Raw genomic sequence first — 12,971 nt, 5'->3', positions numbered from 1 at the left:
CCTACGATCGAGGCGTGACCCCCGAGGACGAACTCACCGCACGCCGTGACCGGCGCGAGAACACCCGTGTCGACCCGGCGAACGCCCGCTCGTGGCTGCTGCTGTCCGCGCTGCGCGCCGACGACTTCGACGCCGCGCAGCTGTCCCGGGCGGACCAGCTCGTGCTGGACTGCGAGGACGCCGTCGACGAGTCGCGCAAGGACGAGGCCCGCCGTCTGGTGCTGGACTGGTTCCGCACCGGCGGACGCGCCTGGGTGCGGGTCAACGAGCGCGGCGCGGCCGCCTGGGCCGACGACATGACCGCGTTCCGCGACGCCGAGGGGCTGTGCGGCGTGATCCTCGCCAAGTGCGAGAGCCCCGACCAGGTGGTCGACACCGTCCAGCGGCTGGGCGGCCACGTCCCGGTCGTCCCCCTGGTGGAGTCCGCCCTGGGGATCGAGGACGCCGTCCGCATCGCGCGCGCGCCGGGCGCGTTCCGGCTCGCCTTCGGCTCCGGGGACTACCGCCGCGACACCGGTGCCGCCAACGAGCCGCTGGCGATGGCCTACCCCCGGTCGCGTCTCGTCAACGCCTCCCGCATCGGCGAGCTGCCCGGACCGATCGACGGCCCGACCGTCGGGTCCAGCCACCCGCTCCTGCGCGAGCAGTCCGGCGACGCCGTGGCGATGGGGATGACCGGACGCATCTGCCTCGACCTGGAGCAGCCGGCGGTCATCAACGAGGTCCTGTCCCCGGCACCGGCGGACGTCGCCTGGGCCCAGGACTTCCTGGCGGAGTTCGAGGCCTCCGGTTCCGTGATCCGCGACGGGTCGGACAAGCCGCGTCTGGCCCGCGCCCGCCTGATCTCCGAGCGCGCGCGACTCTTCCGGGTCGAACCCTCCTGACCCTCGCCGGCCGGCACCCCGCCGGCGCGCTCGCCGCGGCGCCCCGGCGGGTCCGGCCCGGGCGCTCGCCGTGGCGGCGCCGAGACCGAACCGGGAGCCGGGACCGCTGACGGGCCGCCGGACGACCACTTCCACGACGCCGCCGTCGTGCTGCTCGCAGCGGGCGAGCCGGGCACCGTGGTGCACCACCGTCCGGCGGGCCACCGGGCAGGCGTCGTACCCCCACCGGCGCGCCTCGGCACCGGCGAGCGCGCCGAGGTCGGCGGCCGTCCGCGCTCCCGCCCGAGCCTGCTGCGTCTCCACCAGGGCCAGCAGCCCGGTCAGGCACAGCAGCACGACGGCGACCAGACCCAGGACCAGCACCGTGCCGGCGCCGCGCTCGCGGTCGACGGCCGTCACGGCTCGACCCAGGCGACGGCCCCGCCGGTCGCCTCCAGCGGGATCCCGGCCAGGACGCCCCCGGCCACCGGACGCGTGACCACGACCCGCACCCAGTCGCCCTCGGGAATCACCGTCACCTCGGCCCCGGCGCCGCCGACCCGCGCCACGGCAGCACGGACGGCGGCCTCGTCCTCCCCGACGGCGACCATCCGCGCGCCCGCCCGCGCCGCGTCCGCCGCACGCAGCTGTGCGGCGGACGCGGCCACGAGGGTGAGCACCGCGACCAGCAGCAGCGCCACGACGGGAAGACCGACGGCCAGCTCGGCCGTCACCGCGCCACGCTCGGACCGGTCGCGGGGGCTCATACCGTCAACGCCGAGCTGATGATCGACTCGAGCATCCCGCGCACCGTGTCGCTCTGCAGCACGAGGATGAGGAGCCCGGCGAACCCGGCCGCCGCGATGGTCGCGATGGCGTACTCGGCGGTGGCCAGCCCCGCCTCCGGGTCGAGGTCGGGCGTCACGGACGCAGCGGGCTCCGGCACCTCGGGCGCCGCGGTCCCCGGGCTCTCGGGCGTCGTCTCGACGGTCATCTGTTCTCCTCTCGGTCGCGGGCGGCCGGCCGCGGTGGCCGGCCACCCGTCGGGACCCGGGCCGGACGGCCGGGGTCGGACCCGCCGGTGGCGGGGGTCGGTGGGCTCAGCCGGACACGAGGTCCACACCGAGCGAGAGCAGGACGGGCACGAGCCCGAGCAGGACGAAGGCCGGCAGGAAGCACAGGCCCAGCGGGAGCACGAGCCGTACCGCCAGCCGACCCGCCGCCGAGCGGGCCGCGGCACGTCGGCGCTGGTTCAGCTCGGCCGCGGCGGCCCGCAACGACTCGCCCGGTGCGACGCCGTCGGTCCAGGCGCTGCGCAGCGCGTCCCGCAGCGGGGCGAGCCGGGCCGTGCCGGTACCGGGCCGCACACCGCCGGAGGGCTCCCAGGCCATGTGCCAGTCGCCGCCGAGCCGCAGGGAGGCCGCCACGGCGCGCAGGGTCCGGCCGTCCCGACCACCGACCGCGGACCCCACGGCCTCCAGCGCCCGGGGGACGCCGACGCCGCTGCGCACGGCCGTGGCGACGAGCTCGAGCAGCACGGCCACGTCGACCGGACCGCCGGGGTCGTCCCCGACGGGGCGGCCCGCGCGGTCGGGGCCGCGACTCCCCCGGCGGTCGGCACCGCGCCGGCGTGCGGCCCGCGGACCGACAGGCGTCCACCACCAGGGGGCGAGGCCGACCAGCACGCACGCGCCCACCACGACGGCTGTCACGACGGACCTCCGGCCCGCCGGGCGGCACCGACGAGCCGGGTCGTCCACCACCGGCCGGCGGCCAGCGCGATCCCGCCCGCGACGACCGCTGCGGTGCCGAACCCGCCGTCCGTGGCCGACCCCACCGGGTCGGCACCGAGCACCCCGCCGAGCAGCACGCCCAGCGCGGGCAGCCAGACCAGCACGCGCGCGGTGGTCTGCGGTCCGGCCAGCGCCGCGTCCCGTTCCGCGGCGGCCTCGGCCTCGGCGACGAGCGCGTCCGCGACCGACTCCAGGACCTGTCCCAGCGGCGCGCCCACGTCCCTCGACAGGCGTGCCCCGGCGATCACCGCCGCCGCCTGCCGGGGGTCGGTCACGACCTCGGCCAGGCGCCCGGTGACGGGCAGGCCGTCGACATCGGTGGACACGTCCAGCCCGCGCGCCCAGGCGGTGGCCGGGGCGGCCCCGGACCGCAGCAGGGCGACCACCCGGGCCAGGGCGACCCGGACGTCGTCGGGCGCCCGACGGGAGCCCCGGCGTCGAGGCGTTCGTCGGGGGGCGTCCGCCCCGCCCGCGCCCGGCAGGAGCCCGGCGGGCCGACGTCCGCCGGGAGCGGTCACGCACCAGACCGCACCGGCCACGCACAGGCCGGCCAGCACGCTCACGCCACCCACCTCCGCCGCAGCGCGTCCCACCCGTGGCCGGGGACCGGCTCGGCGACGTCGCCCGGACCCTGCCAGGTGGCGACCGGGACGACCTGCAGGTCGCCGTGGCCGTCGCGGTGCACGGTGGCGATCTGGGCCAGGTGGCGCACCCCGCGCCGGCGCTGCAGGTGCAGCACGACGTCGAGGGCGGCCGTGGCCTGCGCGGCGACGGCGGCGCGGGACATGCCGGCCAGCGCCGCGAGCGCCTCGAGGCGCGCCGGGACGTGCTCAGCGGCGTTGGCGTGCACGGTGGCCATCCCGCCGTCGTGCCCGGTGTTGAGGGCGAGCAGGAGCTCGCGCACCTCGGCCCCGCGGCACTCGCCCAGGACGATGCGGTCGGGACGCATGCGCAGCGCACCCCGCACGAGGTCGGCCAGCGTGATCTCGCCGACCCCCTCGACGTTGGGCCGCCGCGCCGCGAGCGCCACGACGTGGGGGTGGACCGGGGCCAGCTCCCGAGCCTCCTCGACGGTGAGCAGGCGTTCGTCGTGGGGGACCAGGCCGAGCAGGGCGGCGAGCAGGGTCGTCTTCCCGGTGCCCGTGCCCCCGGTCACCAGCAGGTTCGCCCGTCCCCGCACGAGCCCGTGCAGCACCGGCACCCACGCGTCCGGCAGGGCGCCGCGCTCCGCGAGCGCCCGCAGGTCGTGGGCCGCCTGTCGCAGCACCCGCAGGGCGATCACCGCGCCCTCGGGGGCGACGGGCGCGACGGCGGCGTGCAGCCGGGTGCCGTCGGGCAGGCGGGCGTCGACGACAGGGCTGGCGTCGTCGAGACGCTGGCCGGCGACGGCGGCCATGCGGACCGCGAGCTCGCGCACGGCACCCGGGGACGCGAGCGCCAGGTCGGCACGCTCCAGGCCGTGGCCCCGGTCCAGCCAGACCTCCTCGGGCCCGTTGACCAGGACGTCCGTGACGCCGGGCGTCTCGAGGAGCGGTTGCAGCGGACCGGCGCCGACCAGCTCGGCCCGGGCCGCGCGGGTGAGGTCGGCGAGCGCGTCGGACCCGAGGACCCGGCCGGTGGACCGCAACGCCGCGGCGACGTCAGCGGCATCGGGCGGCGTGGTGCGGCCAGGACCGCCGAGCCGGGTCCGGACGTCGTGGAGAAGCCGGTCGTCGAGCGTCGTCACGCCGCCTCCCGTCGGGCCGCGGTGCCGGTCAGCGCGTCCACGAGCCGGGTCGCCGCACGTCCGAGCGGCGCCCGGCGTCCCGTGCTCGGGCCGTGGCCGCGTTCCAGGCGGCCTGCGAGCCGCGGGTCCCAGCCGACGGTGGCGACCACCGGGTGGCCGAGCACCTCGCCGAGCCCGCGCTCGTCGACCCGGCCGTGCGCGGGCCGGCAGGCGACCGGGAGGACGTGCGGGGCACCGACGTCGTCCAGCTGTCGCAGCGCGGCCAGCGCTCCGGCGACGCCGCCGGTGCGCAGCGGGGTGACCAGGACGACGGCGTCCGCCGCGCCGACCAGCGTGGCCGCGGCCGCGGTGCAGATCCAGGGGCGGGGCAGGTCGAGCACGACCCGGTGCCCGGTGCGCAGGACGGCCGTCGTCGTGTCCAGCACGACGGCCTCGTCGGGTGCGGTGGCGTCGCGGTGCCCTCCGGACAGGACGGGGACCGCACCCCACCGGGGCAGGGCGGCGACGAGGGCGTCACCGTCGACCGTGCCCCGGGCGCCGGCGAGGTCGCTCCAGCGGGCACCCGCGGCGCCGTCGATCCCGAGGTGCACGTCCAGACCGGCGCCCGGGACGTCCAGGTCGACCAGCGCGGTCGCCCCCACCCGCCGCCTCAGGGCGCGGGCGAGCGCGGCGGCGAGCAGCGAGGTCCCGGCCCCGCCGCAGGCTCCGAGGACCCCGACGAGACGTGCGGCGGACGGCACGGGGGGCACGCCGTCCGCAGGGGTGGTGGTGAGGTCCATGGCGGCCACCGTGCCGGGCCGGACCACACCGTCGCGGGCCACGACGCGGCCGCCGGGGACGACGAGACCTGGGGGTGACGTCCCCGAACGCTCCCGCGGCCCTGCCGACCTCCTCCAGGACGGCGCTAGGCTCGCCCCCATGAGCACCTCGCCGCTGGAGCCGCAGCAGCAGGGGGGCGGCACGTCGACGGGCCGACGGGTCGCCGCGTTCTTCGACCTGGACAAGACGATCATCGCCACGAGCTCCACCGCGGTGTTCTCCCCCTCGTTCCTCGCCGGCGGGCTCATCACGCGCGGCGACGTGCTGCGCAGCGCCTACGCGCACTTCCTCTACATGGCCGGCAGCGCGGACGCGGACCAGACCGAGCGGATGCGCCAGCACCTGTCGGACCTGGCCACCGGGTGGGACGTGGCCCGGGTGAAGCAGATCGTCGCCGAGACCGTGCACGAGCACGTCGACCCGTACGTCTACGCCGAGGCGGTGGACCTCATCACCGAGCACCACGAGGCCGGGCACGACGTCGTCGTCGTCTCGGCGTCCGGCACCGAGCTGGTGGAGCCGATCGCCGCCATGCTCGGGGCGGACCACGTGGTCGCCACCCGGATGGCGGTCGCCGACGGCCGGTTCACCGGGGAGATCGACTTCTACGCCTACGGGGAGAACAAGGCGACGGCGATCCGGGACCTCGCGCGGAAGCGCGGCTACGACCTGGACCGCTGCTACGCCTACTCGGACTCGGTCACCGACGCGCCGATGCTGGCCGCGGTGGGGCACGGGCACGCGGTCAACCCCGACCGTGCGCTGCGCCGGATGGCCGCCGAGAACGGGTGGGAGATGCTGACCTTCACCCGCCCGGTGGCGCTGCGCCCGCGGGTGCGCCCGGTCCCGGTGCTGGCGGCGGTCGGGCTGCTCGGCGCGGTGGGCCTCACGTGGTGGTGGCGCCGTCGCCAGGGACGCGACCTCGCCTGACGCGGGCGCTTGCGGTGGACGTCCCCCGGGCGTTTGATGGACGGGTCAGGACGGCACGCGGGACCCACGCTCAGGAAGTCCACGTCGAGGACTCGTCGAACGGGCTGGACCCGGTACGGCGATCGAGGACAAGGCGCCTGCTACCCGTGTCCTGTCCGGCGTGAACGGCGTCCCGGCCACCGTGCCCGGGCGCCGTTCGCGTGGTGGGTCGGGACCGTCGCCCGAACGGCACCCCACCCGGTCACGCACCGTCCGGGCGCGACCACGACCGCTCGGCGGACCAGGGCGACCGCTCGCGGAACGGCGCCGCCGAGCGGATTGCGGAGCACTCCTTACTTTCGGCGTCCCGGGCGTGATCCGGGTCACGGTGCGGGTCTAGACTCGCCTGTGATGCGGCCCGGAGAGGCACGCGGACGGACGGAACGCGACGACGCGGAGGAACCAGTGACCGACACCCAGTCCAGCAGCCCGAGCCTGGAGAACCTGCTCCACGAGACCCGCACCTTCCCCCCCAGCGGGGAGTTCGCCGCCCAGGCGAACGCCCAGCCGTCGCTGTACGACGACGCGGCGGCCGACCGCCTCGAGTTCTGGGCGCGCCAGGCCCGCGACCTCGTCACCTGGCGGACGCCCTTCACCGAGACCCTCGACTGGTCCGGTGCGCCGGTGGCCCGCTGGTTCGCGGATGGCACCCTCAACGCCGCCTACAACGCGGTCGACCGGCACGTCGAGGCCGGCCTCGGCGACCGGGTCGCGATCCACTTCGAGGGCGAGCCCGGCGACACCCGCACCGTCACCTACGCCGACATGCAGCGCGAGGTGTCCCGCGCGGCCAACGCCCTGGCCGCGCTCGGGGTCGAGTCCGGCGACCGCGTCGTCATCTACATGCCCATGCTCGTCGAGTCGGCCGTGGCCATGCTCGCCTGCGCCCGGATCGGCGCCGCGCACTCGGTCGTGTTCGGCGGGTTCAGCGCCGACGCCCTGCGCAGCCGCATCGCCGACGCCGAGGCCAAGGTCGTCATCACCGCCGACGGCGGCTACCGCCGCGGTGCACCCAGCCCCCTCAAGCCCGCGGTCGACGAGGCCCTGCGCGGCGAGGGCGCCGAGAGCGTCGAGCACGTGCTGGTGGTCCGCCGCACCGAGCAGGACGTCGACTGGACCGAGGGCCGGGACGTGTGGTGGCACGACGTCGTGGACACCGCCGACGACGTCCACGAGCCCACCTGGGTGGAGGCCGAGCACCCGCTCTTCATCCTGTACACCTCCGGGACCACCGGGAAGCCGAAGGGCATCCTGCACACCACCGGCGGGTATCTCACCCAGGCCGCCTACACGCACAAGAACGTCTTCGACCTCAAGCCGGAGAGCGACGTCTACTGGTGCTCGGCGGACATCGGCTGGGTCACCGGGCACACCTACATCGTCTACGGACCGATGCTCAACGGCGCCACCCAGGTGATGTACGAGGGCACCCCGGACACCCCGCACAAGGGCCGCTGGTGGGAGCTCGTCGAGAAGTACAAGGTCTCGCTGTTCTACACCGCCCCGACCGCGATCCGGGCCTGCATGAAGTGGGGCGAGGAGATCCCCGCCGGCTTCGACCTGTCCTCGCTGCGGCTCCTCGGCTCGGTCGGCGAACCGATCAACCCCGAGGCGTGGATGTGGTACCGCCGCGTCATCGGTGGTGACACCACCCCGATCGTGGACACCTGGTGGCAGACGGAGACGGGCGCCATCATGATCAGCCCGCTGCCCGGCGTCACCGCGACCAAGCCGGGCTCGGCCCAGGTCCCGCTGCCGGGCATCAGCGCCGACGTCGTCGACGACGAGGCGAAGCCGGTGCCCGACGGCGGAGGCGGCTACCTCGTGCTGTCCGAGCCGTGGCCGTCGATGCTGCGCGGCATCTGGGGCGACCTGCAGCGGTTCAAGGACACCTACTGGTCCCGGTTCCCCGGCCTGTACTTCGCCGGGGACGGCGCCAAGAAGGACGAGGACGGCGACATCTGGCTGCTCGGTCGCGTGGACGACGTCATGAACGTCTCCGGGCACCGGCTGTCCACGACCGAGATCGAGTCGGCCCTGGTGTCCAACGACCTCGTCGCCGAGGCCGCCGTCGTCGGGGCGTCCGACGAGATGTCCGGCCAGGCGGTGGTGGCGTTCGTCATCCTGCGCGGCGAGCACGCTGACGAAGCCTCGACCGACGAGGGATCGGCGCGCATCGAGAAGACGCTGCGCGACCACGTGGCCAAGGAGATCGGCCCGATCGCCAAGCCCCGCAGGATCCTCGTCGTGCCCGAGCTGCCCAAGACCCGGTCCGGCAAGATCATGCGTCGCCTGCTGCGCGACGTCGCCGAGAACCGTGAGGTCGGCGACGCCACGACGCTGGCGGACTCGTCGGTGATGAACCTGATCCAGGCCGGCCTCGGCAAGCCCTCGGAGGACTGAGCCGGAGCGAGCTCGCGAGCGCAGGCTCCGTCCGAGCAACAGGCCCTGAGGACTGAGCCGGAGCGAGCCCACCACGACCGCGAGGTCGTACCGTCCGCGTCCCCGTCGTACCCCGCGGGTGCGACCGCGACGCGGACGGTACGACCTCGCCGTCGTCGGCGGGTGTGGCTCACGTCGGCCGGGTCACGTCAGCCGGGTCACTCCGTGGCCAGCGCCCGGCTCTTGCGCCGGTAGACCGACGGCGTCTCCCCCGTCAGCCGCACGAAGGTCCGGGTGAACGACGGCTGGTCGTAGAACCCCGCCCGCACCGCCACCTCGGCGAGGGTCAGGTCGGTCTGCGTCAGCAGGGTGGTCGCGTGGTCGACCCGCGCCCGCAGCACGAACTGCTTGGGGGTCAGCCCGAAGATCCGTCGCATCCGACGGTCCAGGGCGCCGGTCGTGCAGCCGGCGACCTCGGCCAGCTCGGCCTGGGTCACGCCCACGCCCAGACGGTCCTCGACGACCTGCACCACGCGGGCCATGGACCCGATCACCTGGTCGTGCACGTCGCGGGTGTTCAGGTCCCGGGAGGTGGACACGAGCCCGAGGACGACGCCGTCCCGCTGCACGGGGAGCTTGGTCGTCAGGTACCACCCCGGCACACCCCCGGGGCGCCGGATGAGCTCGAGCTCGTTGCGCAGCGGCCAGGCCTCGCTGAGCACCCTGCCGTCCTGCTCCTCGTAGCGGGCGGCGAGCTCGGGCGCGAACAGCTCGGCCGAGGTGCGGCCGACGACGTCGCGGGGCGAGCGACGGTTGGCGCGGTCCACGAAGGTGCGGTTGACCAGCACGTACCGGCCGGTGACGTCCTTGGCGCAGAACATCGTGCCCGACATCTCGTCGAGCAGGTCGACGAGCTCGGGGGACAACGCGTCGATGAGCCGCTCGGCCTCGGGCCACAGCTCCACGGGTGCGCCGATCGCCATGGCGTCGGACGCTACCACCGGCGCGGACCCTCGCCGGAGCGCCGGCGGGCACGGGCCAGGGGCCACAATGGTCGGGTGCGACTTCCCGTCCCGATCGAGATCGGTCCCCTGTCCCCGTCCGCCCAGGACGCCGTGCGCACCCTGGCCTCGACGGCCGCGGCCCACGACGGCGTGGACCCGCTCTCGGAGCAGCCGCTGCTGCGCCTCGGCGACGACGGCGCGGACCTGACCCACGCTGTGGTCCGGTCCCGGGCGGGCGCGACGATCGGCTACCTGCAGGTGGACCGCGGGGGCGACGTGGCCGGCGCGGAGATGGTCGTCCACCCCGAGCACCGGCGCGCCGGCGTGGGCAGCCTGCTGCTGCGGACCGCGGAGCGCGACGCGCGGCTGCCGGAGCGGTCCGGGGCCCCCGACCAGCGGGGCAAGCCGTTGCGGGTGTGGGCCCACGGCGACCTGCCCGCCGCCCGGGCCTTCGCGGAGTCCCACGGCTACGCCGTCGTGCGCGAGCTGCTGTTCCTGGCCCGCCCGCTCGACGGGGCGGGCGACGCCGCCGACGCCCCCGCCGTGCCCGACGGCTACGTCCTGCGTCCGTTCCGGCCGGGCGAGGACGACGACGCATGGCTGGCGCTCAACGCGCTGGCGTTCGCCGACCACCCCGAGCAGGGGCGCCTGGGCCCCGACGACCTGAGGGCCCGGCTGGCCGAGCCGTGGTTCGACGCGGCCGGGTTCCTCGTGCTGGACCGTCCGGACGGCCGGCCGGCCGGCTTCGTGTGGACGAAGGTGGAGACCGACCAGCCGGCAGGGCAGGCCGACGGCGAGATCTACGCCCTCGGCGTCGACCCGGGCACGCAGGGCGAGGGACTCGGGCGGCTGCTGACCCGGGCGGGGCTGCAGCACCTGGCGGCCGTGGGTTGCACGCGCGCCGTGCTGTACGTCGAGGGCGACAACGTCCCGGCGCTGCGCACCTACGAGCGGGCCGGGTTCACCCGGGCCGCGGTGGACGTGCAGTACGCCCGCCGCTGACCCGGTCGACGCCTGCGTCACCCACCGGTCGGCAATCAGTGCCACGATGGGGCGTATGACAGGCTCCTCCACCCCCGCGGCGCGTCGACGCGACGCCCGTGGCCGGTTCGTGGCTGCTGCCACCTCCACCTCGTCCGAGACCCGTACGACAGCGAAGGCAGGACCCCGCCGGATGGATCCCGAGCTCGCCGCCCACATCGCCGAGCACATCGCCGAGGAGCCGGACCAGGACCAGGTCGTCGAGGAGTCCCTGCACCAGCCGGAGCTCCCCGAGGACCGGTTCGCCGACCGCGAGCTGAGCTGGCTCGCCTTCAACGAACGGGTGCTCGAGCTCGCCGAGGACGAGTCCCTGCCCCTGCTGGAACGCGTGCGGTTCCTGGCGATCTTCGCCTCGAACCTGGACGAGTTCTTCATGGTCCGGGTCGCCGGCCTGAAGCGCCGCATCGCCACCGGGATCGCCGTCACCGCGGCCTCGGGCCTCAGCCCGCGCGAGGTGCTCGCCGGCATCGGCGCCAAGGCCCACGAGCTGATGGACCGGCACGCCCGGGTGTTCCGCGACGACGTCTCGCCGGCCCTGCACGACGAGGGCATCACGCTCGTGCACTGGGACGAGCTGCTCGAGAAGGAGCAGCAGCGCCTGCACAAGTTCTTCCGCAAGCACATCTTCCCGGTGCTCACGCCGCTGGCCGTGGACCCCGCGCACCCCTTCCCCTACATCTCCGGGCTGTCGCTCAACCTGGCCGTCGTGGTGGCCAACCCGCTGACCGACAAGGAGCACTTCGCCCGGGTCAAGGTGCCCCCGCTGCTGCCGCGGTTCATCGCCGTCGACGACCGGGGCCGCCCCAGCGCGCCGACACCGACCCAGAAGGGTGGGACGCAGAAGTCCTTCGTGCCGCTGGAGGAGGTCATCGCCCAGCACCTGGACTACCTCTTCCCCGGGATGGAGATCCGCGAGCACCACACCTTCCGCGTCACCCGCAACGAGGACGTGGAGGTCGAGGAGGACGACGCCGAGAACCTCCTGCAGGCGATGGAGAAGGAGCTGCTGCGGCGCCGCTTCGGCCCGCCGGTCCGCCTCGAGCTGCACGAGGAGATCTCGCCGCGCATCCGCGAGCTGCTGGTGCGCGAGCTCGGCGTGGTCGAGGAGGAGGTCTACCAGCTGCCCGGGCCGCTCGACCTGACGGGTCTCAACGTGCTGGCCGACATCGACCGCGCGGAGCTGCACTACCCGCCGTTCGTCCCGACGACGCACCGCCAGCTCGCCGAGGTGGAGTCGGCGATGCCCGGCAACGTGTTCGCCGCGATCCGCGAGCGGGACGTGCTCCTGCACCACCCCTACGACTCGTTCTCGACGTCGGTGCAGACGTTCCTCGAGCAGGCCGCGGCCGACCCGAAGGTGCTGGCGATCAAGCAGACGCTGTACCGCACCTCGGGCGACTCCCCGATCGTCGACGCGCTCATCGACGCCGCCGAGGCCGGCAAGCAGGTCCTGGCCCTGGTGGAGATCAAGGCCCGGTTCGACGAGCAGGCCAACATCTCCTGGGCCCGCAAGCTGGAGGAGGCCGGCGTCCACGTCGTGTACGGCATCGTGGGGCTGAAGACGCACTGCAAGCTCTCCCTGGTGGTGCGCCAGGAGTCGGACGGGCTGGCCCGCTACTGCCACGTGGGCACGGGCAACTACCACCCGAAGACGGCGCGGCTGTACACCGACCACGGCCTGCTGACCTGCGACCCGGACGTGGGCCAGGACCTGACCCGGCTGTTCAACCAGCTCTCCGGGTACGCGCCGCACTCGAAGTTCCACCGCCTGCTCGTGGCGCCCCGCACGGTGCGCAGCGGGCTGATCGAGCGGATCGACCGCGAGGCCGAGGCCGCGCGTGCCGGGCACGAGGCGTGGGTGCGGATCAAGGTCAACTCGGCGGTCGACGAGGCGACGATCGACGCCCTGTACCGCGCCTCCCAGGCCGGGGCGAAGGTCGACCTCGTGGTCCGCGGCATCTGCGCGCTGCGCCCCGGGGTGCCGGGGCTCAGCGAGAACATCCGGGTGCGGTCGATCCTCGGCCGGTTCCTGGAGCACTCGCGCATCTTCGCGTTCGCGAACTCGGTCGGCCCCGCCATCGGCGAGGGCGAGAGCAACGGGCCGGAGGTCTTCATCGGCTCGGCCGACCTGATGCACCGCAACCTGGACCGCCGGGTCGAGGCGCTCATCCGGGTCAAGGACACCGGCCAGATCCTCGAGCTGCTCGAGCTGATGAACGACTCGATGTCGGCCCGGACCGCCGCGTGGCACCTCGAGCCGGACGGCACCTGGCGGCGCCAGGTCGAGGACGACGAGGGCCGCCCGACGGTGGACCTGCAGTCCGTGCTGGTCGACCGTCACCGCCGGCGTCCGCCGAGCTCCCGCTGAGCCGCC

Annotated in this window: 12 protein-coding genes and 1 pseudogene; 5 read left to right on the top strand and 8 right to left on the bottom strand. The window is 75.0% G+C overall.

The annotated features are described in order from the left end of the window. Window positions 1-14: 14 nt before the first annotated feature. On the top strand, window positions 15-884 hold the full coding sequence (locus Q6347_RS03345; protein WP_369810797.1) for a CoA ester lyase: 870 nt from the start codon (window positions 15-17) through the stop codon (window positions 882-884). Between the two features lie 60 nt (window positions 885-944). Here Q6347_RS03345 and Q6347_RS03340 read toward each other — a convergent pair. The 7 genes and pseudogenes from Q6347_RS03340 to Q6347_RS03310 all read right to left on the bottom strand — a co-directional run. Continuing rightward, window positions 945-1,283: pseudogene (locus Q6347_RS03340) on the bottom strand (Rv3654c family TadE-like protein); the annotation flags it as partial. Next, a complete protein-coding gene (locus Q6347_RS03335) occupies window positions 1,280-1,630 on the bottom strand; it encodes a TadE family type IV pilus minor pilin (RefSeq protein ID WP_304606681.1) in 351 nt (116 codons plus the stop codon). The pseudogene Q6347_RS03340 and the gene Q6347_RS03335, both read right to left, overlap by 4 nt. Next, window positions 1,627-1,857, bottom strand: coding sequence for a DUF4244 domain-containing protein (locus Q6347_RS03330; RefSeq protein ID WP_304606680.1), 231 nt, complete (start codon window positions 1,855-1,857; stop codon window positions 1,627-1,629). The genes Q6347_RS03335 and Q6347_RS03330 overlap by 4 nt, the downstream gene beginning before the upstream one ends. A 106-nt stretch (window positions 1,858-1,963) precedes the next feature. Continuing rightward, a complete protein-coding gene (locus Q6347_RS03325) occupies window positions 1,964-2,575 on the bottom strand; it encodes a type II secretion system F family protein (protein ID WP_304606679.1) in 612 nt (203 codons plus the stop codon). Continuing rightward, window positions 2,572-3,219 (bottom strand): hypothetical protein, encoded by a 648-nt coding sequence (locus Q6347_RS03320; RefSeq protein ID WP_304606678.1) that lies wholly within the window; start codon window positions 3,217-3,219, stop codon window positions 2,572-2,574. Before Q6347_RS03320 ends, Q6347_RS03325 begins: the two co-directional genes overlap by 4 nt. Then, window positions 3,216-4,382 carry a TadA family conjugal transfer-associated ATPase gene (locus tag Q6347_RS03315; protein ID WP_304606677.1) on the bottom strand — a complete coding sequence of 389 codons (1,167 nt, stop codon included), beginning with the start codon at window positions 4,380-4,382 and terminating at the stop codon, window positions 3,216-3,218. The genes Q6347_RS03320 and Q6347_RS03315 overlap by 4 nt, the downstream gene beginning before the upstream one ends. Then, entirely contained in the window at window positions 4,379-5,161 is a 783-nt protein-coding gene (locus tag Q6347_RS03310; RefSeq protein ID WP_304606676.1) for a pilus assembly protein FlpE, read from the bottom strand. The genes Q6347_RS03315 and Q6347_RS03310 overlap by 4 nt, the downstream gene beginning before the upstream one ends. A gap of 139 nt (window positions 5,162-5,300) precedes the next feature. Here Q6347_RS03310 and Q6347_RS03305 point away from each other — a divergent pair, with 139 nt between their 5' ends. Continuing rightward, the gene (locus Q6347_RS03305) at window positions 5,301-6,131 is read left to right on the top strand and encodes an HAD family phosphatase (protein ID WP_304602676.1); all 831 of its coding nucleotides are present in this window, start codon (window positions 5,301-5,303) and stop codon (window positions 6,129-6,131) included. 444 nt (window positions 6,132-6,575) lie between these two features. Next, on the top strand, window positions 6,576-8,573 hold the full coding sequence (gene acs / locus Q6347_RS03300; RefSeq protein WP_304602677.1) for an acetate--CoA ligase: 1,998 nt from the start codon (window positions 6,576-6,578) through the stop codon (window positions 8,571-8,573). Between the two features lie 197 nt (window positions 8,574-8,770). Here acs and Q6347_RS03295 read toward each other — a convergent pair whose 3' ends face one another. Continuing rightward, window positions 8,771-9,535, bottom strand: a complete 765-nt coding sequence (locus tag Q6347_RS03295; protein WP_171246517.1) for an AraC family transcriptional regulator — start codon at window positions 9,533-9,535, stop codon at window positions 8,771-8,773. Window positions 9,536-9,610: 75 nt separating this feature from the next. On the opposite strand from Q6347_RS03295, the gene mshD reads away from it, so the two are divergent. Both mshD and Q6347_RS03285 read left to right on the top strand, forming a co-directional pair. Then, on the top strand, window positions 9,611-10,558 hold the full coding sequence (mshD, locus tag Q6347_RS03290) for a mycothiol synthase (protein ID WP_304606675.1): 948 nt from the start codon (window positions 9,611-9,613) through the stop codon (window positions 10,556-10,558). Window positions 10,559-10,730: 172 nt separating this feature from the next. Further along, window positions 10,731-12,965 (top strand): RNA degradosome polyphosphate kinase, encoded by a 2,235-nt coding sequence (locus Q6347_RS03285; RefSeq protein ID WP_304606674.1) that lies wholly within the window; start codon window positions 10,731-10,733, stop codon window positions 12,963-12,965. Window positions 12,966-12,971 lie beyond the last annotated feature (6 nt).

Origin of the sequence: Isoptericola sp. b408 (assembly GCF_030588085.1) — a bacterium.
In the GTDB taxonomy this organism is placed as follows: domain Bacteria; phylum Actinomycetota; class Actinomycetes; order Actinomycetales; family Cellulomonadaceae; genus Isoptericola; species Isoptericola sediminis.
The sequence above is the reverse complement of the archived record's forward strand: the minus strand, read 5'-3'. Positions and strand labels throughout refer to the sequence as shown.

Bases quoted from the DNA above. Each gene is read 5' to 3' on its own strand.
- Q6347_RS03285 (WP_304606674.1), top strand. From the start codon at position 10,731: ATGGATCCCGAGCTCGCCGCCCACATCGCCGAGCACATCGCCGAGGAG.
- Q6347_RS03295 (WP_171246517.1), bottom strand. From the start codon at position 9,535: ATGGCGATCGGCGCACCCGTGGAGCTGTGGCCCGAGGCCGAGCGGCTC.
- Q6347_RS03310 (WP_304606676.1), bottom strand. From the start codon at position 5,161: ATGGACCTCACCACCACCCCTGCGGACGGCGTGCCCCCCGTGCCGTCC.
- Q6347_RS03335 (WP_304606681.1), bottom strand. From the start codon at position 1,630: ATGAGCCCCCGCGACCGGTCCGAGCGTGGCGCGGTGACGGCCGAGCTG.
- Q6347_RS03330 (WP_304606680.1), bottom strand. From the start codon at position 1,857: ATGACCGTCGAGACGACGCCCGAGAGCCCGGGGACCGCGGCGCCCGAG.
- Q6347_RS03305 (WP_304602676.1), top strand. From the start codon at position 5,301: ATGAGCACCTCGCCGCTGGAGCCGCAGCAGCAGGGGGGCGGCACGTCG.